We start from the raw sequence: 23100 nt of genomic DNA, 5'->3' as shown, positions 1-23100 counted from the left end.
GACGCCATGTTGTCAGGAGCCAGGTCCGGACGCGTGAAATTATTAATTTGGTTTATGCTAGTACAAACATTTTACAATTCATATGCTGAGTGGTCAGATTTTGACTTCATAGACTTATAAAATAGTTACTCTGCGAAGAAGGGTGATGAAATGGCGAAAAACCGCGCGTAAAAATTTCGCTAAAGGCGTGAAACGGCGCTTTTCAGCCCGCCTCGCATAACCTGCGCATTCGACTGGTATCACGTCCCCGAAATCCCTATAATTGCCGCGTTTGACGCTCCGGCGTCGTCCTTCCTTACATCCAGGTTAATCAGGTCGCTAAATTTATGACTGATAAGTCTCATCAGTGCGTCATCATAGGCATCGCCGGCGCATCGGCTTCAGGTAAAAGTCTTATTGCCAGTACGCTTTATCGCGAACTGCGTGAACAAGTGGGTGATGAGCATATCGGTGTTATTCCCGAAGATAGCTATTACAAAGATCAATCCCATCTCTCGATGGAAGAGCGCGTAAAAACCAACTACGACCATCCCAGTGCGATGGATCACAGCCTGCTGTTCCAGCATCTGGAAGCGCTGAAGCGCGGCGAGGCGATTGAGCTGCCCGTCTACAGCTACGTGGAACATACCCGCACTCAGGAAACGATCCGCATCGAGCCCAAGAAGGTGATTATCCTTGAAGGGATTTTGCTGCTCACCGACGCCCGTCTGCGCGAATCAATGAACTTCTCGATTTTCGTCGATACCCCGCTGGATATCTGCCTGATGCGGCGTATTAAACGCGACGTTAATGAACGCGGCCGCTCCATGGACTCCGTAATGGCGCAATATCAGAAAACCGTTCGCCCGATGTTCCTGCAATTTATTGAGCCTTCGAAACAATACGCCGATATTATCGTGCCTCGCGGCGGTAAAAACCGGATTGCCATTGATATCTTAAAAGCGAAAATCAGTCAGTTTTTTGAATAAGCCGTGTGAATTGTGTACCGTTCAGAGATAACCTGGTTTTGCCCTGACGCCGTAAGGCTTCAGGGCGCGATGCACGAAAGGAGAAAGTGCCATGCGTCTTTGTGACCGCGATATAGAAGCCTGGCTGGATGAAGGCCGCCTGTCTATCACCCCGCGTCCGCCGGTTGAGCGTATTAACGGCGTGACCGTCGATGTGCGTCTGGGGAATAAATTCCGCACCTTCAGCGGCCACACGGCACCGTTTATCGACCTCAGCGGGCCGAAAGACGAAGTCAGCGCGGCGCTGGATCGCGTCATGAGCGACGAAATCGTCATCGAAGAAGGAGAGGCGTTTTATCTCCATCCTGGCGAACTGGCGCTGGCGGTGACCTTTGAATCGGTCACGCTGCCTGCGGATCTGGTCGGCTGGCTTGATGGACGCTCTTCCCTGGCGCGTCTGGGCCTGATGGTGCACGTCACCGCGCACCGTATCGATCCGGGCTGGTCTGGCCGTATCGTGCTGGAGTTCTTTAACGCCGGTAAACTGCCGCTGGCGCTTCGTCCGGGAATGATGATCGGTGCGTTGAGCTTTGAACCGCTGACCGGCCCGGCAGACCGTCCTTATAACCGCCGTCAGGACGCAAAATATCGCGACCAGCAGGGTGCGGTTGCCAGTCGTATCGATAAAGACTGATCTGTGAGTTCACTGAGGAAGCCATGAGAAGAGTTCTGACAACGCTGATGATTTTGCTGGTGGTGCTGGTGGCTGGCCTTTCAGCGTTGGTGCTGCTGGTTAACCCGAATGACTTCCGGGCCTATATGGTGCGGCAGGTGGAAGCGCGCAGCGGGTATGAACTCAAGCTGGACGGGCCGCTGCGCTGGCACGTCTGGCCTCAGCTCAGCATTCTCTCCGGACGTATGTCTCTCACCGCGCCGGGCGCCGCGCAGCCGCTGGTCACGGCGGATAACATGCGTCTTGATGTCGCGCTCATCCCGCTTTTATCCCATCAGCTCCAGGTAGAACAGGTGATGCTGAAAGGGGCGGTGATTCAGCTTACGCCGCAAACCGAAGCCGTTCGTCAGGCGGATGCGCCGGTCGCACCGCGTGAAAACACCTTGCCTGACGTCCCCTCTGACACCGGCTGGTCGTTCGATATTGGTAATCTGAAAGTGGCTGACAGCGTGCTGGTTTTCCAGCATGAGGATGACGAACAGATCACCGTACGCAATATCAACCTCAGAATGGAGCAGGACGCCAACCATCACGCCACCATGGAGTTCTCCGGGCGGATCAACCGCAATCAGCGCGATCTCAACCTGTCGATGAACGCGAACGTGAACGCCTCTGACTATCCGCACCAGCTGACGGCGGACGTTCAGCAGCTCAACTGGCAGCTGACCGGCGCGGATTTACCCGCGAAGGGGATTGTCGGCCAGGGCACGATGCAGGCGGTGTGGCATGAAGAGCGCAAACAGCTCGAACTGAACGCGCTCAACCTCCAGGCCAACGACAGTGCCCTGAAGGGGCAGGCGAGCGTCACGCTTGATGAGAAACCTAAGTGGGTGCTGGATCTGCAATTCGACAAGCTGAACCTCGAGAACCTGCTTGCGCCCCAACCGGTGAACGCGACCGATGAGGGAGTCGCGCAGGAGGGGCAAAGCCAGGTCACACAGTCGCGTCCGGTGATCTCCTCAAATCTCGATCTGCCTGACTACAATGGCCTGCGCGGATTTACCGCCGACATTCTGCTGAAAGCGAACAGCGTGCGCTGGCGTGGAATTGATTTCACTGACGTCAGCAGCCAGATGTTCAACCACAACGGCCTGCTGGTCATCTCCGAGCTCAGCGGAAAAATGGGAGCAGGGAACCTCTCCCTGCCGGGCACGCTGGATGTACGCAACGACGTTGCCAGCGCCGCGTTCCAGCCGCGTCTGGAAAACGTTGAGATTGGCTCCATCCTGAAAGCCTTTAATTACCCGATTGCCCTCACGGGGCAGCTGTCGCTGGCAGGGGATTTCTCTGGTACGAAGATTGATGCGGACGCCTTCCGTCGTAGCTGGCAGGGGCAGGCGCACGTTGAGCTGAAAGATTCGCGCATGGAAGGGCTGAACTTCCAGCAGCTGGTGCAGCAGGCGGTAGAGCGCAGCAGCAGCGTGAAAGCGAATGAAAACTACGACAGCGCAACCCGTCTCGACAGCTTTACCAGTGAGCTTGCCCTCGACAACGGTCAGCTCTCGCTGGACGACATGCAGGGGACGTCGTCACTGCTGGCCCTGACCGGAACCGGCGCGCTGGATCTGGTGAAAGAGACGGCAGACACCCGCTTCAACGTCCGCGTGAAGGCTGGCTGGGAAGGCGAAGGACAGCTTGTTGAGTTCCTGAAAGAGACGCCGATACCGCTGCGCGTGTACGGAAAATGGCAGGAGTTGAATTACAGTTTACAGGTCGATCAGATCCTGCGTAAGCACCTTCAGGATGAAGCGAAACGTCGGCTGAATGACTGGGCGGACCGCAATAAAGAGTCTCAGTCAGGTAAGGACGTGAAAAAGCTGCTCGATAAGCTGTGATGGCTGTTGTGCCGGGTGGCATGTGCGGCCTGATGCCCTCACCCCGGCCCTCTCCCACGGGGAGAGGGCGCAAACACTAAAAACGGCAACGAGGTTGCCGTTTTGCTTTTACCTACACCTCAAAATCCATCTCATCTTCACCGCGCAGCGGTATCAGCTGCACCTTCTGCACGCGATGGCTCTCTACCTGCAAGGTTTTGATCATGTAATCCCCCACCTGAACCTCTTCGCCCGGCTGCGGGATACGTTGCAGATATTCCATCAGCAAACCGGCGATGGTGTGGTATTCGCGCTTCTCGTCCAGCGGAAGCGGAACGAACTGCACCAGATCTTCGAGCGGCATATGGCCGTTGGCGGTCCAGCTGCCGTCGGCGTTTTTCTGAATATCGTGACGCGCATCGATCTCATCCACCTCATTAGGCAGATTACCGGCGATGGTTTCCATCACGTCGCTGAGCGTCACCAGCCCTTCCACAGAACCAAACTCATCAACGACAAACGCGAAGTGGGTACGCGCGTTGCGGAACTGCTCCAGCGCGGAGAGCAGCGGCAGCGCTTCCGGGAACACCAGCGGCTGGCGCACCAGCGCCCGCAGGTTGAGCGGCTCGCCGTGAAGCTGCTGTTGCAGGAGGTCAATCACGTGTACGACGCCCAGCAGCTCTTCTTCCTCTTCACCGCCGGTCACAACCACGCGGGTGTGCTGGTTTTTATCCAGCAGGGCACGGATCTGCTCTTCCGGCGCCGTCAGGTCAATATGCTCAATGTCATGGCGGGAGGTCATGATACTGCTCACCGAGCGCTGGTTGAGGTTAAGCACGCGCTCTATCATCCGGCGTTCCTGGGGGTTGAAGATCTGCCCGTCGCTGTGGTCGGCAAGCATCGCCGCGGATTCAGCATCCAGCTCGGCATCCTCTTTTTTGCCGCTCAGCAGGCGCATCACCGTATCTGCGGTGCGCTGTCGTAATGTCTGGTTCGCGGAGAGAAAACGGCGACGGTTGAAAATGGCCAGCTGGTTGAGAAACTCAATCAGCACCGAGAAACCAATGGCGGCGTACAAATACCCTTTCGGGATATGGAAGCCAAAACCATCCGCCACCAGGCTAAAGCCAATCATCAGCAGGAAGCTCAGACAGAGGATGACGATAGTCGGGTGACTGTTCACGAAGCCCGTCAGGGCTTTACTGGCGAGCACCATCAGGGTGATGGCAATGATCACCGCGGCCATCATCACCGCCAGATGGTCCACCATCCCGACGGCCGTGATCACGGAGTCGAGAGAAAAGACGGCATCCAGCACCACTATCTGTGCGACCACCGGCCAGAATTTAGCGCCGCGTCGCTGGGTGGGGTTTTCACTGTCTTTTCCTTCCAGCCGCTCATTAAGCTCAACCGTGGCTTTGAACAGCAGGAACAATCCGCCGAAAAGCATGATCAGGTCGCGGGCGCTAAAGCTCAGACCCTGCACGCTGAATAAGGGTTTGGTCAGCGTCACCAGCCAGGAGATTGAGGCCAGTAACAGCAGACGCATCACCATGGCGAGCAGAAGACCCGTCACGCGGGCGCGGTCGCGTTGTGAAGGGGGTAATTTATCGGCAAGGATGGCGATAAACACCAGGTTATCAATGCCGAGCACTAATTCGATGACGACCAGCGTCACCAGCCCGGCCCAGATTGATGGATCGGCAATCCATTCCATAGTAAATGCAATACCTTCTGTTATATGACTAATGTCACACTTCGATCATGGATAAAGCCGACGGAAATTGCAATGCCGGGGTGAGATTTCTCTTAATGCTACACTCTGGTAAACCCCATTTTCCGGGCGGTGTAAATAAGTTAATTGCGAAGATTTAATTATACAAGTCGATATTTAGGAAATATCGCAATAAATGGTCCGGCGATCTATTTTGTCAATATAAAGAAAATCCGAAAACCTTAAAACTTTGCTCTTAATATTAATCTTAAAAACGAATATTAGGACGGTTGTCTCCTTGCCTGCTATTAGGTTAGCTGCAACAATTCTTCCAGCATCAAATGTTAAATCTCCTTGTTGCTATTTTTGTTTCGGTCTTTGGTGAAGGTTATACATTATCAATCGCCCCTGTGAGGCGTTTGATATATTTCGCAAAAGGCCTTATCCAAGAGGGTGTCTAACCATAAAGCATTGTTTAGTCAGTGGATTGGTAACTGAAAGCCAAGGGCGGTAGCGTGCCTGAAAGCGTGTGAATCAGCCTCAATTATTCTGTCAATAGCCAATCGATGAATAAGCTTTTTTTAGGACTGATGCCAGTTATATTGCTAAATGATTAACTGCATTCTGATTGTCACCACGACCCGCGCTTATTTTAATTGCACAGGATAATTACTCTGCCAAAGTGATAAATAATCAATGATGAAATCCAAAATGAAATTGATGCCATTATTGGTGTCTGTGACCTTGATGAGTGGTTGCACGGTCTTTCCCGGCAGCAATATGTCGACAATGGGCAAGGATGTGATTAAACAGCAGGATGCTGATTTTGATCTCGACAAAATGGTGAATGTGTATCCATTAACCCCACGTCTGGTAGAACAATTACGCCCACGTCCAAATGTTGCTCAGCCAAATATGTCTCTGGACCAGGAAATTGCCTCTTACCAGTATCGCGTGGGTCCGGGTGACGTCATTAACGTGACCGTCTGGGATCATCCTGAACTGACCACGCCTGCGGGCCAGTACCGCAGCTCAAGCGACACCGGTAACTGGGTACAGTCCGACGGCACCATGTTCTATCCCTACATTGGCAAAGTGCACGTCGCGGGCAAAACGCTTGCTGAGATCCGTAGTGATATTACCGGCCGCCTGGCGCAGTACATTGCTGACCCGCAGGTGGACGTTAATATCGCCGCGTTCCGATCCCAGAAAGCCTATATCTCTGGCCAGGTCAATAAATCCGGCCAGCAGGCGATCACTAACGTCCCGCTCACCGTTCTCGATGCGATCAATGCCGCAGGCGGCTTAACCGATGGCGCTGACTGGCGCAACGTGGTGCTGACCCACAACGGCAAAGAGCAGCGCATTTCGCTTCAGGCGCTGATGCAAAACGGTGACCTGACCCAGAACCGCCTCCTTTATCCGGGCGACATTCTGTACGTGCCGCGCAACGACGATCTGAAAGTGTTCGTGATGGGTGAAGTGAAGAAACAGAGCACCCTCAAGATGGACTTCAGCGGTATGACCCTGACCGAAGCGCTGGGCAATGCGGAAGGCATCGATCTGACCGCCTCCAACGCCAGCGGTATCTTCGTGATCCGTCCTATCAAAGGCGAGAACGCGAAGGGCAAGATTGCCAACATCTACCAGCTGGATATGTCCGACGCGACGTCCCTGGTCATGGCAACGTCGTTCCGTCTCCAGCCGTACGATGTGGTCTATGTCACCACCGCGCCGGTTGCCCGCTGGAACCGTCTGATCAACCAGTTGCTGCCTACCATCAGTGGCGTTCGCTACATGACGGATACGGCGAGCGACGTTCATAACTGGTAAGCCGCGATGTTTAACAAAATTCTGGTGGTGTGCGTGGGGAACATTTGCCGTTCCCCCACGGCTGAAAGGCTGTTGAAAAATTACCAGCCTGCGTTAACGGTCGACTCCGCAGGGCTGGGCGCGCTGGTCGGAAAAGGTGCCGACGAACGTGCCGCAAGCGTTGCCCTTGAGCATAACCTCTCACTCGACGGGCACGTTGCCCGTCAGGTCTCTGGCCGGATGTGCCGGGAATACGACCTGATCCTCGCGATGGAAAAACGCCACATTCACGCGCTGTGCGATATCGCACCGGAGATGCGCGGCAAGGTGATGCTGTTTGGTCACTGGGATGGTGAGCGCGAAATTCCCGATCCGTATCGCAAGAGCCGCGAGGCCTTTGAGGCGGTATACACCTTACTAGACCAGTCTGCCCGTCAGTGGGCGCAGGCACTGAAAGCTCAGCAGGGATAACAATGACAGAAAAAACAAGACCTTCTGCCGCCCCGACGTCGGGCAGTGATGAAATCGATATCGGTCGCCTGGTCGGGACCGTTATTGAAGCGAAATGGTGGGTGCTGGGTATTACCGCCATCTTTGCCGTGGCGGCGATCGTTTATACGCTGTTCGCGACGCCAATTTACAGCGCCGACGCGCTGGTGCAGATCGAACAAAATACCGGAAACTCGCTGGTTCAGGATATCGGCTCGGCGCTGGCCAACAAGCCGCCGGCATCGGAAGCCGAAATTCAGCTGATCCAGTCGCGCCTGGTACTGGGCAAAACGGTTCACGATCTGGGGCTGGATATCGCGGTCACCAAAAACACCTTCCCGGTGTTTGGCGCTGGCTGGGATCGCCTGATGGGGCGCAGTAACGATACGGTAAAAGTGACCGACTTCGTGATCCCAAAAGGGGCAGGGGACCAAACCTTTACCCTGACCGTGCTGGGACCAAAACAGTATCAGCTGACCAGCGACGCGGGCTTCAGCGCGCGCGGCGAGGTGGGGCAGATGCTGACCAAAGAGGGCGTCAGCATCAAGGTCAGCGCAATTCAGGCGCATGAGGGCGGGGAGTTTACGGTCACCAAATTCTCGACGCTCGGGATGATCAACAACCTGCAAAACAACCTGACCGTCACCGAAAACGGCAAGGACACCGGCGTCCTGAGCATGACCTTCACCGGTGAAGACAAGGATCAAATTCGCGACATCCTCAATAGCATCACCCGCAACTATCTGGAGCAGAACGTTGAGCGTAAGTCAGCGGAAGCCGCAAAAAGTCTGGCGTTTCTCAGTAAACAGCTGCCGGAGGTGCGCGCCCGTCTGGATGACGCGGAGAACAAGCTGAACGCCTACCGTCAGGACAAGGATTCCGTCGATCTGCCGCTGGAGGCGAAATCGGTTCTCGACTCCATGGTGAATATTGATGCGCAGCTGAACGAGCTGACCTTCAAAGAGGCGGAGATTTCCAAGCTCTATACCAAACGTCACCCGGCGTACCGCACGCTGCTGGAGAAACGTCGTACCCTGGAAGAAGAGAAGGCGAAGCTGAATGACCGCGTGACCGCGATGCCGAAGACGCAGCAGGAAATTGTACGCCTGACGCGTGATGTGGAATCCGGCCAGCAGGTTTACATGCAGCTGCTGAACAAACAGCAGGAGCTGAAAATCACCGAAGCCAGCACCGTCGGCGACGTGCGTATCGTTGACCCGGCGATTACCCAGCCGGGCGTGCTGAAGCCGAAGAAAGCGCTGATTATCCTCGGCAGTATTATTCTCGGCCTGATGCTTTCCATCGTCGGCGTGCTGCTGCGCTCGCTGTTCAACCGCGGTATCGAAAGCCCGCAGGTGCTGGAAGAGAACGGGATCAGCGTGTATGCCAGCATCCCGCTTTCAGAGTGGCAGAAGTCCCGTGACAGCGTCAAAACCGTTAAGGGCGTCAAGCGTTACAAACAGAGCCAGCTGCTGGCCGTGGGTAACCCGACCGACCTGGCGATTGAAGCGGTGCGCAGCCTGCGTACCAGCCTCCACTTCGCCATGATGCAGGCCAAAAACAACGTCCTGATGATGACCGGTGTCAGCCCGTCAATCGGTAAAACCTTCGTCTGCGCCAACCTGGCGGCGGTGGTGAGCCAGACCAACAAGCGCGTGCTGTTGATCGACTGCGATATGCGTAAGGGCTACACCCACGAGCTGCTGGGCACCAACAACGTTAACGGTCTGTCGGAAATCCTGCTCGGTAAAGGGGAAATCAGTGAGAGCGCCAAGCCGACCTCGATTCCGAAATTTGACCTGATCCCGCGTGGTCAGGTGCCGCCGAACCCGTCTGAACTGCTGATGAGCGAGCGCTTCACGCAGCTGATTGAGTGGGCGAGCAAAAATTATGACCTGGTGCTGATCGATACCCCACCAATTCTGGCGGTTACCGACGCTGCCGTGGTAGGGCGTCATGCGGGCACCACGCTGATGGTCGCACGCTATGCGGTGAACACCCTGAAGGAAGTGGAAACCAGCCTGAGCCGCTTTGAGCAGAACGGTATTGAGGTGAAGGGGGTCATTCTGAACTCCATCTTCCGCCGCGCGACCGGGTATCAGGATTACGGCTACTACGAGTACGAATACAAGTCTGACAGTAAATAATAATCCCCCTCATCCTAACCCTCTCCCCAGGGGGGAGAGAGGACTGCATGGTGCAGCTTTTCTCCCTCTCCCTCCGGGAGAGGGTCGGGGTGAGGGATAAGGGGAAGACCATGACCACACAACGCCCTTTGATTTCTATCTATATGCCGACATGGAATCGTCAGCAGCTGGCGATCCGCGCGATTAAATCGGTCCTGCGTCAGGATTACGATAACTGGGAACTGATTATCGTGGATGACTGTTCCTCCTCTTACGAACAGCTGCAAAAGTTTGTTGAAGACCTGAACGACCCGCGCGTGATGTACACGCACAACGCCATCAACTCCGGGGCGTGTGCGGTGCGCAACCAGGCGATTATGCAGGCGAAAGGGCAGTATCTGACCGGTATCGACGACGATGACGAATGGACGCCAAACCGTCTGTCGATCTTCCTGTCGCACAAAGCGCAGCTGGTGACCCACGCGTTTCTGTATGCCAACGACTATGTCTGCCAGGGCGAGGTCTATTCGCAGCCGGCCAGCCTGCCGCTGTATCCGAAATCACCGTATTCCCGCCGCCTGTTCTACAAGCGCAACATTATTGGCAACCAGGTGTTTACCTGGGCATGGCGCTTTAAGGAGTGCCTGTTCGACACCGAGCTGAAGGCCGCGCAGGATTACGACATCTTCCTGCGGATGGTGGTGGAGTACGGCGAGCCGTGGAAGGTGGAAGAGGCCACGCAGATCCTGCACATCAATCACGGGGAGATGCAAATCACCTCGTCGCCGAAGAAATTCTCGGGCTACTTCCATTTTTACCGCAAGCACAAGGACAAGTTTGACCGTGCCAGCCGGAAGTATCAGCTCTTCACCCTGTATCAGATCCGTAACAAGCGCATGAACTGGCGCACGCTGCTGACGCTACTGTCGGTACGTAACGGCAAGCGTCTGGCTGACGGGCTTCGGGGGAAATAATGTTTCTGGAAGATTGCCGCGCTAACAGCTGGAGCCTGCGCCCGTGCTGCATGGTTCTGGCCTACCGTATTGCGCACTTTTGCTCGGTGTGGCGCAAAAAAAATGTGCTGAACAATATCTGGGCCGCGCCGGTGCTGGTGCTGTACCGCATCATCACCGAATGCTTTTTTGGCTATGAAATTCAGGCCGCTGCCACCATTGGCCGCCGCTTTACCATTCATCACGGCTATGCGGTGGTCATCAACAAGTTCGTCGTCGCGGGTGATGATTTCACCATTCGCCACGGGGTGACAATCGGTAACCGCGGGCCAGACAGCCTGGCTTGCCCGGTGATTGGCAATAACGTCGAGTTGGGCGCCAACGTGGTGATGATCGGGGACATTACCGTGGGTAATAACGTGACGATTGGCGCAGGCAGCGTGGTGCTGGACAGCATTCCGGACAACGCGCTGGTGGTGGGCGAGAAAGCCCGCGTGAAGGTGATTAAATGAACATTCTGCAATTTAACGTACGCCTCGCAGAGGGCGGGGCGGCAGGCGTAGCGCTGGATCTGCACCAGCGCGCGCTGCAAAAAGGACTCCAGTCGCGCTTTGTTTACGGTTACGGTAAAGGCGGCAAGAAAAGCGTCAGCCATGATAACTATCCGCAGGTGCTGAAGCAGACGCCACGTCTGACCTCCATCGCCAATATTGCGCTGTTCCGCCTGTTTAACCGCGACCTGTTCGGCAACCTGAATAATCTCTACCGCACCGTCACCCGCACTCGCGGCCCGGTTGTGCTGCACTTCCACGTGCTGCACAGCTACTGGCTGAATCTGGAAGAGGTGGTGGCGTTTTGTGGCAAGGTGAAGGCGCACAAGCCGGATACCCGATTTGTCTGGACGCTGCACGACCATTGGAGCGTGACCGGACGTTGCGCCTTTACCGACGGCTGCGAAGGCTGGAAAGATAACTGCCAGAAATGCCCTACGCTCAGCAACTACCCGCCTGTGAAGGTCGATCGCGCGCATCAGCTGGTTGAGGGTAAGCGTCAGCTGTTCCGCGATATGCTCTCGCTCGGCTGCACCTTTATCTCCCCAAGCCAGCACGTGGCGGACGCTTTTAATAGCCTGTACGGAGCAGGGCGCTGCCAGATCATCAACAACGGTATTGATGTGGCAACGGAAGCGATCCTGGCCGAACTGACGCCCGTAGCCGTTACCCCCGGTAAGCCGAAAATTGCGGTCGTCGCCCATGACCTGCGCTACGACGGCAAAACCAACCAGCAGCTGGTGCGCGACATGATGGCGCTCGGCGACAAAATTGAGCTGCATACCTTTGGCAAATTCTCGCCGTTCGAAGGCGCTAACGTGGTGAACCACGGGTTTGAAACCGACAAACGCAAACTGATGAGCGCGCTCAACGGTATGGACGCGCTGGTGTTCAGCTCCCGCGTGGACAACTACCCGCTGATCCTGTGCGAAGCGCTTTCCATCGGCGTACCGGTGATTGCCACCCACAGCGACGCCGCGCGGGAAGTGCTGGAGAAATCCGGCGGTAAAACCTTCAGTGAAAACGAGGTGCTGCCGCTGGTGCAGTTGTCGAAGGCCGATATCGCGCAGGCTGTTTTTGGCACTGACCTGGAATCGTTCCGCAACCGTAGCCGCAAAGCGTACAGTGGACAACAGATGCTGGAGGAGTATGTCTCGTTCTATCAGAATCTGTAGTTATCTGCTGCTGCCGCTGATCTACCTGCTGGTCAACGTTAAGATTGCCCAGCTCGGTGAAAGCTTCCCGATCACTATCGTCACCTTCCTGCCGGTTCTGCTGTTGCTTTACGTTGACAAGCTTAACCTCAAAAAGCTGATGATTTCACTGGGCATCGGGTTTGGTCTGACGGCGTTTAACTACATCTTTGGTCAGTCGCTGGACGCCAGCAAATATGTCACCTCCACCATGCTGTTTGTTTATATCGTTATCATTATTGGCATGGTGTGGAGTATTCGCTTTAAAACTATTTCTCCGCACAATTATAGGAAAATCCTCAGGTTCTTTTATATTGTCGTCGGGCTGATTGTTGTGCTTGCGGCAATGGAGATGGCGCAAATTATTCTCACAGGCGGCAGTAGCCTGATGGAAATAATTTCGAAATATCTTATATACAGTAACAGCTATGTACTGAACTTCATTAAGTTTGGTGGCAAGCGTACAACCGCGCTCTATTTTGAACCGGCGTTTTTTGCTCTGGCATTAATCTCAATTTGGCTCAGCATCAAACAGTTCGGTATCAAAACCCCCAAGACCGATGCTATGATTCTTGCAGGAATCGTTCTGTCAGGGTCGTTCTCCGGGGTAATGACGTTTATTCTGTTTTACCTGCTGGAGTGGGCGTTCCAGTACCTGAACAAAGAGGCGATTAAGAAAAAACTGCCGCTGGCGATAATTTCTCTGACGGTATTTTTAGTGGGCGTAATATTTGCGTTTCCGTACATTTCTGAACGTCTGGGTGATTTGGGAACGGAAGGTTCGTCGTCCTATTATCGCATCATTGGTCCACTGGTGATGGTGGGTTATTCCTTAACCCATATTGATGGCGTAGTAAGATTCGGCTCACTTTACGAATATGTTGCATCATTCGGAATCTTTAACGGTGCGGATGTCGGTAAAACCATAGACAATGGTCTGTATCTGTTAATTATCTATTTTTCCTGGTTCGCCGTACTGTTGACACTGTGGTATCTGTTTAAAGTTTTCAAAATGATGATTAACGCGTTTGGTGATAACCAGAACTTTCGCGTGCAACTTTATCTGTTCACACCGGTGTCGTTGTTTTTTACCGGGTCAATATTTAGCCCGGAATATGCATTCTTAATTGTATGTCCGTTTATTTTGCGCAAAGCGCTGAATATTACGAGCGTATGACGAAATGAGGTGATTTATGTTTCTTAGCGTCATTACTGTCGCCTTTCGTAACTACGAAGGGGTGGTAAAAACCTGGCGCTCGCTGCGCAACCTGGCGCGCGATCCGAGCCTCACATTTGAGTGGATCGTGGTCGATGGCGGCTCGAACGACGGCACGGCGGAGTTCCTGGAAAAACTCAACGGTGAGTTCAACTTACGTTACATCAGCGAGAAAGATAAAGGTATTTACGATGCCATGAATAAAGGCATCAACATGGCGCAGGGGCGTTACGCGATCTTCCTCAATTCCGGCGATGTGTTCCATGAAGATGTGGCGCTGTTTGCCCGTCAGCTGGCGCGCCAGAAAGAAGATGCCATGTTTATCGGTGATGCGCTGCTTGATTTCGGCGAGGGGAAAAAAGTGCTGCGCGGCGCGAAACCAGGCTGGTATATCTACCACAGCCTGCCGGCCAGTCATCAGGCTATTTTCTTCCCAATGAGCGGCCTGAAAAAACAGCCTTACGATTTGCGCTATAAAGTGTCATCAGATTATGCCCTGGCCGCCAGCCTGTACAAATCTGGCTACCCGTTCCGTCGAATTAAAGGACTGGTATCTGAATTTTCAATGGGTGGCGTGTCAACCTCGAATAATCTGGAACTGTGCCAGGATGCCAAAAACGTGCAGCGTAAAATATTACGCGTGCCGGGGTTCTGGGCGGAATTATCTTATTTCTTACGTCTGAAAACGACGGGTAAAGCGAAAGCCTTATATAACAAAGCCTGAGATATAAGGAAACGTAATGCAGGAATTAAATGGATTCTCCGTGCCGAAAGGTTTTCGGGGCGGGAGCGGTATTAAAGTTCAACTGTGGTGGGCTGTACAGGCAACGTTATTTGCCTGGTCGCCGCAAATACTGTACCGCTGGCGCGCATTTTTACTGCGTCTGTTTGGCGCAAAAATAGGAAAAAACGTAGTCATTCGACCTTCGGTGAAAATTACTTATCCCTGGAAATTAACGCTTGGGGATTACGCCTGGGTTGGGGATGACGCGGTGTTATATACCCTTGGCGAGATTACGATTGGCGCAAATTCGGTGGTTTCACAGAAGTGTTATTTGTGCACCGGCAGCCACGATTTTATGAGCCCGCATTTTGATATTACCGCTTCGCCTGTTGTGATCGGTGAAAAATGCTGGCTGGCAACAGACGTCTTTGTTGCACCCGGTGTTTCTGTTGGCGATGGCACGGTAGTCGGTGCCCGCAGCAGCGTTTTTAAATCGCTTCCGGCAAATAAAATTTGCCGTGGCAACCCCGCAGTGGTGATACGCGAACGCGTTGAAACTGAAAAACTTTGATAAGTACAGAGGAATATAAACATGTCTAAAGTCGCTCTCATCACCGGCGTTACCGGACAAGATGGTTCTTACCTGGCAGAATTGCTGCTGGAAAAAGGGTATGAAGTTCACGGTATTAAGCGTCGTGCCTCTTCATTCAACACCGAGCGTGTCGATCACATTTACCAGGATCCGCATGCGGCAAACCCGAAATTCCATCTGCACTACGGCGACCTGACCGATACCTCCAACCTGACCCGCATCCTGCAAGAAGTACAGCCGGATGAAGTGTACAACCTGGGGGCGATGAGCCACGTTGCGGTTTCCTTCGAGTCCCCGGAGTACACCGCTGACGTGGATGCGATGGGTACGCTGCGTCTGCTGGAAGCGATTCGCTTCCTTGGTCTTGAGAAGAAAACCCGCTTCTACCAGGCATCTACCTCTGAGCTGTACGGTCTGGTGCAGGAAATTCCGCAGAAAGAGACCACCCCGTTCTACCCGCGTTCTCCGTACGCTGTGGCGAAACTGTACGCTTACTGGATCACCGTGAACTACCGTGAATCCTACGGCATGTACGCCTGTAACGGCATTCTGTTCAACCACGAATCTCCGCGTCGCGGCGAAACCTTCGTGACCCGCAAAATCACCCGCGCGATCGCCAACATCGCTCAGGGCCTGGAGTCTTGCCTGCACCTCGGCAACATGGATTCCCTGCGTGACTGGGGCCATGCGAAAGACTACGTGAAAATGCAATGGATGATGTTGCAGCAGGAACAGCCAGAAGACTTCGTGATCGCGACCGGCGTACAGTACTCCGTGCGTCAGTTCGTTGAGATGGCTGCGGCACAGCTGGGCATCAAGCTGCGCTTCGAAGGCACCGGCGTGGAAGAGAGGGGTATCGTTGTTTCCGTGACCGGCCACGACGCACCGGGCGTGAAGCCAGGCGACGTGATTGTCCAGGTTGATCCGCGTTACTTCCGTCCTGCTGAAGTGGAAACCCTGCTGGGCGACCCAACCAAAGCGCATGAGAAGCTGGGCTGGAAACCAGAAACCACCCTGCAAGAAATGGTATCCGAGATGGTGGCCAAAGATCTTGAAGCAGCGAAAAAACACTCCCTGCTCAAGTCTCATGGCTACGAGGTTGCCATCGCGCTGGAGTCCTGAGAATGACAAAACAACGTATTTTTGTCGCCGGTCATCGCGGAATGGTGGGTTCCGCGATTGTTCGCCAGCTGGAACAGCGCGGCGACGTTGAGGTGATTGTTCGCACCCGCGACGAGCTGAACCTGCTTGATAGCCTTGCGGTGCAGGACTTCTTCGCCAGCGAACGTATCGACCAGGTGTACCTGGCGGCGGCGAAGGTGGGCGGCATTGTCGCTAACAACACCTATCCGGCGGATTTCATCTACGAGAACATGATGATTGAGAGCAACATCATTCACGCGGCGCATCTGCACAACGTGAATAAGCTGCTGTTCCTCGGCTCATCCTGTATCTACCCGAAAATGGCGAAGCAGCCGATCGCCGAGAGCGAACTGTTGCAGGGCACGCTTGAGGCCACCAACGAGCCGTATGCGATTGCCAAAATTGCCGGGATCAAACTGTGTGAATCCTACAACCGTCAGTATAACCGCGACTATCGCTCGGTGATGCCGACCAACCTGTACGGACCGCACGACAACTTCCACCCGAGCAATTCGCACGTGATCCCGGCGCTGCTGCGTCGTTTCCACGAGGCGACTGCCGAAAACGCCCCGGACGTGGTGGTGTGGGGCAGCGGTACGCCAATGCGCGAGTTCCTGCATGTGGACGACATGGCTGCGGCCAGCATTCACGTCATGGAGCTGGATCGCGAGGTGTGGCAGGAAAACACCGAGCCGATGCTGTCGCACATTAACGTCGGGACCGGCGTGGACTGCACCATTCGCGAGCTGGCGCAGACCATCGCGCAGGTGGTGGGCTACAAAGGACGCGTGGTGTTTGACGCCACCAAACCGGACGGCACGCCGCGCAAGCTGCTGGACGTGACCCGTCTGCATCAGCTGGGCTGGTATCACGAGGTCTCACTGGAGCAGGGGCTGGCCAGCACCTACCAGTGGTTCCTGGAAAACCAGCACCGCTTCCGGGGGTAATGATGTTTTTAAGTCAGGAAGATTTTGCCACGGTAGTGCGTTCCACTCCGCTGATCTCAATTGATTTGATCGTGGAGAACGAACGCGGCGAGTTCTTGCTGGGGAAACGAACCAATCGTCCTGCACAGGGCTTCTGGTTCGTGCCCGGCGGGCGCGTGCAGAAGGATGAGACGCTTACCGATGCGTTTGAGCGTCTCACTCTGGCGGAACTGGGCCTGCAACTGCCGATGGCAGCGGGCCAGTTTTACGGGGTCTGGCAGCACTTCTATGACGATAACTTTTCAGGCACCGGGTTCACCACGCACTACGTCGTGCTGGGGTTCCGCCTGAAGGTGAGTGAGGCAGACCTGCGTCTGCCTGATTCTCAGCATGACGATTACCGCTGGTTAACGCCAGAGGCGCTGCTGGCAAGCGACAACGTCCATGACAACAGTCGGGCGTACTTCCTTGCGGAACGTCAGGCCGAGGTGCCAGGTCTATGAAAATCCTCGTCTACGGAATTAACTACTCGCCGGAGCTTACCGGTATCGGGAAATACACCGGCGAGATGGTCGAGTGGATGGCGAGCCAGGGACATGACGTGCGGGTGATTACTGCCCCGCCGTATTACCCGGAGTGGAAGGTAGGCGAACGCTATTCCAGCTGGCGCTACCGCCGCGAAGAGGGCGCCGCGACCGTCTGGCGCTGCCCGCTCTACGTGCCGAAACAGCCCTCGACGCTGAAACGTTTAATTCATCTGGGCAGCTTTGCCCTGAGCAGTTTCTTCCCGCTGATGGCGCAGCGTCGCTGGAAGCCGGATCGCATCATCGGCGTGGTGCCGACGCTGTTCTGCACTCCAGGCATGCGCCTGCTGGGAAAACTCTCCGGCGCGCGCACCCTGCTGCACATTCAGGATTATGAAGTGGACGCCATGCTCGGGCTGGGGATGGCGGGGAAAGGCAAGGGCGGCAAGGTGGCGAAGCTCGCCAGCGCCTTTGAGCGCAGCGGCCTGCACAACGTGGATTACGTCTCGACCATCTCGCGCTCGATGATGAACAAGGCGCAGGAGAAGGGCGTCCCGGCGGAAAAAGTGATCTTCTTTCCGAACTGGTCCGAAGTGGCGCGCTTCCGCGATGTGACAGACCAGGATGCGCAGGCGTTACGCGCGCAGCTCGGGTTGCCTGCTGAGCAAAAAATCATTCTTTACTCAGGCAACATCGGCGAAAAACAGGGGCTGGAGAGCGTGATTGACGCCGCGCTTCAGCTGAGCGAACACCCGTGGATGTTCGTGATAGTCGGGCAGGGCGGCGGTAAAGCGCGGCTGGAAAAAATGGCCAGCGAGCGCGGACTGACCAACATCCGCTTCTTCCCGCTTCAGTCTTATGACGCGCTGCCCGCGCTGCTGAAAATGGCGGATTGCCATCTGGTGGTGCAAAAACGCGGCGCGGCGGATGCGGTGCTGCCATCCAAGCTGACCAACATTCTGGCAGTGGGCGGAAACGCGGTGATTACGGCAGAAGCCGCAACAGAATTAGGCCAGCTGTGCAACAGCTACCCGGGCATTGCCGTTTGCGTGGAGCCGGAATCGGTTCCTGCGCTGGTGACCGGAATTGAGCAGGCACTCGCCATGCCAAAAGAGAACACGGTGGCACGTGAATATGCCGAACGCACGCTCGAGAAAGAGAACGTGCTGAGCCAATTTATTGCAGATATACGGGGATAAATCATGAGTCAAACCACTTTGTATCCGGTCGTAATGGCGGGTGGATCCGGGAGCCGGTTGTGGCCACTGTCCCGCGTGCTTTATCCAAAACAATTCCTGTGCCTGAAAGGCGACCTCACCATGCTGCAAACGACGGTTAATCGTCTGCACGGCGTGGAGTGTGAAAGCCCGGTGGTGATCTGTAACGAACAGCACCGCTTTATCGTTGCCGAGCAGCTGCGCCAGCTGAACAAACTGACCGAAAATATCATTCTGGAGCCTGCCGGACGTAACACGGCGCCTGCCATTGCCCTCGCGGCGCTGGCGGCAAAACGCAGCAGCCCGGACTGCGACCCGCTGATGCTGGTGCTGGCGGCTGACCACGTCATCCAGCAGGAAGAGGCCTTCCGCGATGCGGTACGCGCCGCGATTCCTTACGCTGAGAACGGCAAGCTGGTGACCTTCGGCATCGTGCCGGATCTGCCAGAAACCGGCTATGGCTATATTCGCCGCGGCAGCGTTACGCCGGGTGAAGGCGACAGCGTGGCCTTTGACGTGGCGCAGTTTGTCGAAAAACCGAATCTGGAAACCGCGCAGGCGTACGTCGCCAGCGGTGAATACTACTGGAACAGCGGTATGTTCCTGTTCCGCGCCGGTCGCTACCTGGAAGAGCTGGAAAAATATCGCCCGGATATCTTACGCGCCTGCGAAAAAGCGATGGCGGTGGTGGATCCGGATCTCGATTTTATCCGCGTGGACGAAGAAGCTTTCCTCGCCTGTCCGGAAGAGTCCATTGACTATGCGGTGATGGAACGTACGGCAGATGCGGTAGTGGTACCGATGGATGCGGGCTGGAGCGACGTCGGCTCCTGGTCGTCACTGTGGGAGATTAGCGCGCATACCCCGGAGGGTAACGTCCATCACGGGGATGTGATCAGCCACAAAACGGAAAACAGCTACGTCTACGCCGAATCTGGCCTCGTCACTACGGTAGGGGTGAAGGATCTGGTGGTCGTGCAGACCAAAGACGCGGTGCTGATTGCCGACCGTAATGCCGTGCAGGACGTTAAAAAAGTGGTGGAGAAGATCAAGGCCGATGGCCGCCACGAACACCATATTCACCGTGAAGTCTACCGCCCGTGGGGCAAATATGACTCCATCGACGCCGGCGAGCGTTACCAGGTGAAACGCATCACCGTGAAGCCGGGAGAAGGGCTGTCGGTGCAGATGCACCATCACCGCGCCGAACACTGGGTGGTGGTGGCGGGGACCGCCAAAGTGACCATCGACGGTGAAGTGAAGCTGCTCGGTGAAAACGAGTCCATTTATATTCCGCTGGGCGCCACGCACTGTCTGGAAAACCCGGGGAAAATTCCGCTCGACTTAATTGAGGTGCGTTCCGGCTCCTATCTGGAAGAGGACGACATCATCCGCTTCCAGGATCGCTACGGGCGCGTGTAGCACTCCGCATCATGCCCGGTGGCGCTGCGCTTACCGGGCCTACGAATGACAAAAATAAATTTGGCCATTACATGGTCAGGGCCAACTGTTGCCTGAAAAAGGGGTCATCATGGAAAAATTAACCTGTTTTAAAGCCTACGATATTCGCGGCAAGCTGGGCGAAGAGCTGAACGAAGACATTGCGTGGCGCATCGGTCGCGCGTACGGCGAATACCTGAAACCAAAAACTATCGTGCTGGGCGGCGACGTGCGTCTGACAAGCGAATCCCTGAAGCTGGCGCTGGCGAAAGGGCTACAGGACGCGGGCGTCGACGTGCTGGACATTGGTCTTTCCGGTACCGAAGAGATTTATTTTGCCACCTTCCACCTGGGCGTGGACGGCGGTATCGAAGTGACGGCCAGCCATAACCCGATGGACTACAACGGCATGAAGCTGGTGCGCAAGGGCGCGCGTCCTATCAGCGGCGACACCGGCCTGCGCGACGTGCAGCGTCTGGCCGAGGCCAACGACTTCCCGCCGGTGAATGAAGCCAGACGCGGCAGCTATAAGCAGATTAACCTGCAAAAAGAGTACATCGACCACCTGCTGGGCTACATCAACGTGGCAAACCTCAAACCGCTGAAGCTGGTGATTAACTCCGGCAACGGCGCGGCAGGCCCGGTTGTCGATGCACTTGAAGCCCGCTTTAAGGCGCTGAACGTGCCGGTGACCTTCGTCAAAGTGCACAACACGCCAGACGGCAACTTCCCGAACGGTATTCCTAACCCGCTGCTGCCGGAGTGCCGCGACGACACCCGCAACGCGGTGATTGAGCACGGCGCCGATATGGGTATCGCCTTTGACGGCGACTTCGACCGCTGCTTCCTGTTCGATGAGAAAGGGCAGTTTATCGAAGGCTACTACATCGTTGGCCTGCTGGCGGAAGCGTTCCTCGAGAAAAACCCGGGGGCGAAAATCATTCACGATCCGCGTCTTTCCTGGAACACCGTCGACGTGGTGAAGGCCGCGGGCGGCGAGCCGGTGATGTCCAAAACCGGCCACGCGTTTATCAAAGAGCGTATGCGTGAGGAAGACGCCATCTACGGCGGGGAGATGAGCGCCCACCACTATTTCCGTGATTTTGCCTACTGCGACAGCGGGATGATCCCGTGGCTGCTGGTGACTGAGCTGCTGTGCCTGAAAGGGCAGAGCCTGGGCGAACTGGTGCGCGACCGCATGGCGGCGTTCCCGGCGAGTGGCGAGATCAACAGCAAACTGGCGCAGCCCGCTGAGGCTATTGCCCGCGTCGAACAGCACTTTGCCATTCATGCGCTGGAGATTGACCGTACCGACGGTATCAGCATGGCGTTCCCGCAGTGGCGCTTCAACCTGCGCTCCTCCAACACCGAGCCGGTGGTGCGCCTGAACGTGGAGGCCCGCGCCGATACCGCGCTGATGGAAGCCCGAACGAAGGACATTCTGGCGCTGTTGAATCAGTAAAAAGAAAACCTTACCCCTCACCCTAACCCTCTCCCCAAAGGGGAGAGGGAACTTGAACACCCTCTCCCCTTTGGGGAGAGGGCCGGGGTGAGGGGCGAGGGGTAAGGTTTAGAACTAAAGGAACAACGATGACAAATCTAAAAAAGCGCGAACGAGCGAGAACGAATGCATCGTTAATCTCTATGGTGCAGCGTTTTTCTGATATCACCATCATGGTCGGCGGACTGTGGGCGGTGTGTTGGGTCAGCGGGCAGTCGTTCTTATACATGCACTTGCTGATGGCGTTGATTGCGCTGGTGGTGTTTCAGATGATCGGCGGCATGACCGATTTCTATCGTTCATGGCGCGGCGTCAAAATGACCACCGAACTGATGCTGCTGCTCCAGAACTGGACCTTAAGCCTGGTTTTCAGCGCAGGGCTGGTGGCGTTCAGCCATGATTTTGATAACCGTCTTGTGACCTATCTCTGCTGGTATCTGTTAACCAGCATTGGCATGGTGGTCTGCCGCTCGCTGATCCGCTTTGGCGCGGGCTGGCTGCGCAACCGCGGGTATAACCGTCGCTTCGTTGCCGTGGCGGGTGACCTGCCGGTGGGGCAGGTGTTGCTCGACAGCTTCCGCAAAGAGCCGTGGTTAGGTTTTGAAGTGGTCGGGATTTATCACGATGCGAAGCCCGGCGGCGTGCCGTCCGACTGGGCAGGTAACTACGAACAGCTTATTGACGATGCGAAAGCCGGCAAAATTCATAACGTCTACATCGCCATGCAGATGAAAGATGAATCCCGCATCAAGAAACTGATGCGCGAGCTGGCGGATACCACCTGCTCGGTGATCCTCATCCCGGATGTCTTCACCTTCAATATTCTCCACTCCCGTGTTGAAGAGGTGAACGGGGTACCGGTTGTTCCACTGTACGACACGCCGCTGTCGGGGATTAACCGCGTGCTGAAGCGCGTGGAAGATATCGTCCTTTCGTCCCTGATCCTGCTGCTCATCTCCCCGGTGCTGTGCTGCATTGCGCTGGCGGTGAAGCTCAGCTCGCCGGGGCCGATCATCTTCCGTCAGACCCGCTACGGCATGGACGGTAAGCCGATCATGGTGTGGAAATTCCGCTCCATGAAGGTGATGGAGAACGACAAGGTGGTGACCCAGGCGACGCAGAACGATCCGCGCGTCACCCGCGTGGGCAACTTCCTGCGTCGTACCTCGCTTGATGAGCTGCCGCAGTTCATCAACGTGTTCACCGGCGGGATGTCCATCGTCGGGCCTCGTCCTCACGCCGTGGCCCATAACGAGCAGTACCGTACCCTGATTGAAGGCTACATGCTGCGCCATAAGGTGAAGCCAGGCATCACCGGCTGGGCGCAGATCAACGGCTGGCGCGGCGAGACCGACACGCTGGAAAAAATGGAAAAACGTATCGAGTTCGATCTGGAGTACATCCGCGAGTGGAGCCTCTGGTTCGATATCAAGATTGTTTTTCTGACCATTTTCAAAGGTTTCGTGAACAAAGCGGCGTACTAAG

Annotated in this window: 20 protein-coding genes; 19 read left to right on the top strand and 1 reads right to left on the bottom strand. The window is 55.5% G+C overall.

The genetic code is table 11. The features are described 5' to 3' along the window. Positions 1–326: 326 nt before the first annotated feature. The 3 genes from udk (at position 327) to asmA (ending at position 3515) form a co-directional block, all read left to right on the top strand. A complete protein-coding gene (udk, locus tag ACNQ0W_RS14120; RefSeq protein ID WP_000130320.1) occupies positions 327–968 on the top strand; it encodes a uridine kinase in 642 nt (213 codons plus the stop codon). A 91-nt stretch (positions 969–1059) separates the two neighbouring features. Next, the gene (dcd, locus tag ACNQ0W_RS14115; RefSeq protein WP_006811250.1) at positions 1060–1641 is read left to right on the top strand and encodes a dCTP deaminase; all 582 of its coding nucleotides are present in this window, start codon (positions 1060–1062) and stop codon (positions 1639–1641) included. A 23-nt stretch (positions 1642–1664) separates the two neighbouring features. Then, positions 1665–3515 (top strand): outer membrane assembly protein AsmA, encoded by a 1851-nt coding sequence (gene asmA, locus ACNQ0W_RS14110; protein WP_062932805.1) that lies wholly within the window; start codon positions 1665–1667, stop codon positions 3513–3515. A 112-nt stretch (positions 3516–3627) separates the two neighbouring features. Here the strand turns inward: asmA and ACNQ0W_RS14105 are convergent, their stop codons facing one another. Beyond that, positions 3628–5211 (bottom strand): TerC family protein, encoded by a 1584-nt coding sequence (locus ACNQ0W_RS14105; protein ID WP_062932806.1) that lies wholly within the window; start codon positions 5209–5211, stop codon positions 3628–3630. Between the two features lie 693 nt (positions 5212–5904). On the opposite strand from ACNQ0W_RS14105, the gene ACNQ0W_RS14100 reads away from it, so the two are divergent. From ACNQ0W_RS14100 to wcaJ, 16 genes are all read left to right on the top strand, one after another. Beyond that, complete coding sequence (locus tag ACNQ0W_RS14100) at positions 5905–7041, top strand: polysaccharide export protein (protein WP_003862079.1); 1137 nt, start codon at positions 5905–5907, stop codon at positions 7039–7041. A gap of 6 nt (positions 7042–7047) precedes the next feature. Beyond that, a complete protein-coding gene (gene wzb, locus ACNQ0W_RS14095; protein WP_003862078.1) occupies positions 7048–7491 on the top strand; it encodes a low molecular weight protein-tyrosine-phosphatase Wzb in 444 nt (147 codons plus the stop codon). A 2-nt stretch (positions 7492–7493) separates the two neighbouring features. Further along, positions 7494–9656 (top strand): tyrosine-protein kinase Wzc, encoded by a 2163-nt coding sequence (gene wzc / locus ACNQ0W_RS14090; RefSeq protein WP_015572374.1) that lies wholly within the window; start codon positions 7494–7496, stop codon positions 9654–9656. A gap of 110 nt (positions 9657–9766) precedes the next feature. Further along, the gene (gene wcaA / locus ACNQ0W_RS14085) at positions 9767–10609 is read left to right on the top strand and encodes a colanic acid biosynthesis glycosyltransferase WcaA (RefSeq protein WP_017693085.1); all 843 of its coding nucleotides are present in this window, start codon (positions 9767–9769) and stop codon (positions 10607–10609) included. Further along, on the top strand, positions 10609–11100 hold the full coding sequence (gene wcaB / locus ACNQ0W_RS14080) for a colanic acid biosynthesis acetyltransferase WcaB (RefSeq protein ID WP_003863505.1): 492 nt from the start codon (positions 10609–10611) through the stop codon (positions 11098–11100). Before wcaA ends, wcaB begins: the two co-directional genes overlap by 1 nt. Beyond that, entirely contained in the window at positions 11097–12314 is a 1218-nt protein-coding gene (gene wcaC, locus ACNQ0W_RS14075) for a colanic acid biosynthesis glycosyltransferase WcaC (RefSeq protein WP_045328792.1), read from the top strand. Before wcaB ends, wcaC begins: the two co-directional genes overlap by 4 nt. Then, on the top strand, positions 12289–13509 hold the full coding sequence (gene wcaD / locus ACNQ0W_RS14070) for a colanic acid polymerase WcaD (protein WP_015572375.1): 1221 nt from the start codon (positions 12289–12291) through the stop codon (positions 13507–13509). The genes wcaC and wcaD overlap by 26 nt, the downstream gene beginning before the upstream one ends. 16 nt (positions 13510–13525) lie before the next feature. Continuing rightward, on the top strand, positions 13526–14272 hold the full coding sequence (gene wcaE, locus ACNQ0W_RS14065) for a colanic acid biosynthesis glycosyltransferase WcaE (protein ID WP_003863510.1): 747 nt from the start codon (positions 13526–13528) through the stop codon (positions 14270–14272). A gap of 16 nt (positions 14273–14288) precedes the next feature. After that, positions 14289–14843, top strand: coding sequence for a colanic acid biosynthesis acetyltransferase WcaF (wcaF, locus tag ACNQ0W_RS14060; protein WP_015572376.1), 555 nt, complete (start codon positions 14289–14291; stop codon positions 14841–14843). 21 nt (positions 14844–14864) lie between these two features. Then, entirely contained in the window at positions 14865–15986 is a 1122-nt protein-coding gene (gene gmd / locus ACNQ0W_RS14055) for a GDP-mannose 4,6-dehydratase (RefSeq protein WP_116329876.1), read from the top strand. Between the two features lie 2 nt (positions 15987–15988). Then, entirely contained in the window at positions 15989–16954 is a 966-nt protein-coding gene (fcl, locus tag ACNQ0W_RS14050; RefSeq protein WP_032671736.1) for a GDP-L-fucose synthase, read from the top strand. A 2-nt stretch (positions 16955–16956) separates the two neighbouring features. After that, positions 16957–17436, top strand: a complete 480-nt coding sequence (locus ACNQ0W_RS14045) for a GDP-mannose mannosyl hydrolase (RefSeq protein ID WP_003863519.1) — start codon at positions 16957–16959, stop codon at positions 17434–17436. Beyond that, positions 17433–18656, top strand: coding sequence for a colanic acid biosynthesis fucosyltransferase WcaI (gene wcaI / locus ACNQ0W_RS14040; RefSeq protein WP_022651482.1), 1224 nt, complete (start codon positions 17433–17435; stop codon positions 18654–18656). The genes ACNQ0W_RS14045 and wcaI overlap by 4 nt, the downstream gene beginning before the upstream one ends. A gap of 3 nt (positions 18657–18659) precedes the next feature. Continuing rightward, positions 18660–20096 carry a mannose-1-phosphate guanyltransferase gene (gene cpsB / locus ACNQ0W_RS14035; RefSeq protein ID WP_017383276.1) on the top strand — a complete coding sequence of 479 codons (1437 nt, stop codon included), beginning with the start codon at positions 18660–18662 and terminating at the stop codon, positions 20094–20096. Positions 20097–20205: 109 nt separating this feature from the next. Beyond that, complete coding sequence (gene cpsG, locus ACNQ0W_RS14030; protein ID WP_062932807.1) at positions 20206–21576, top strand: colanic acid biosynthesis phosphomannomutase CpsG; 1371 nt, start codon at positions 20206–20208, stop codon at positions 21574–21576. Positions 21577–21704: 128 nt separating this feature from the next. Beyond that, complete coding sequence (gene wcaJ, locus ACNQ0W_RS14025; protein ID WP_062932808.1) at positions 21705–23099, top strand: undecaprenyl-phosphate glucose phosphotransferase; 1395 nt, start codon at positions 21705–21707, stop codon at positions 23097–23099. Position 23100 lies beyond the last annotated feature (1 nt).

It is taken from the genome of Enterobacter cloacae complex sp. 6730903 (assembly GCF_048283985.1).
In the GTDB taxonomy this organism is placed as follows: domain Bacteria; phylum Pseudomonadota; class Gammaproteobacteria; order Enterobacterales; family Enterobacteriaceae; genus Enterobacter; species Enterobacter hormaechei_C.
The sequence above is the reverse complement of the archived record's forward strand: the minus strand, read 5'-3'. Positions and strand labels throughout refer to the sequence as shown.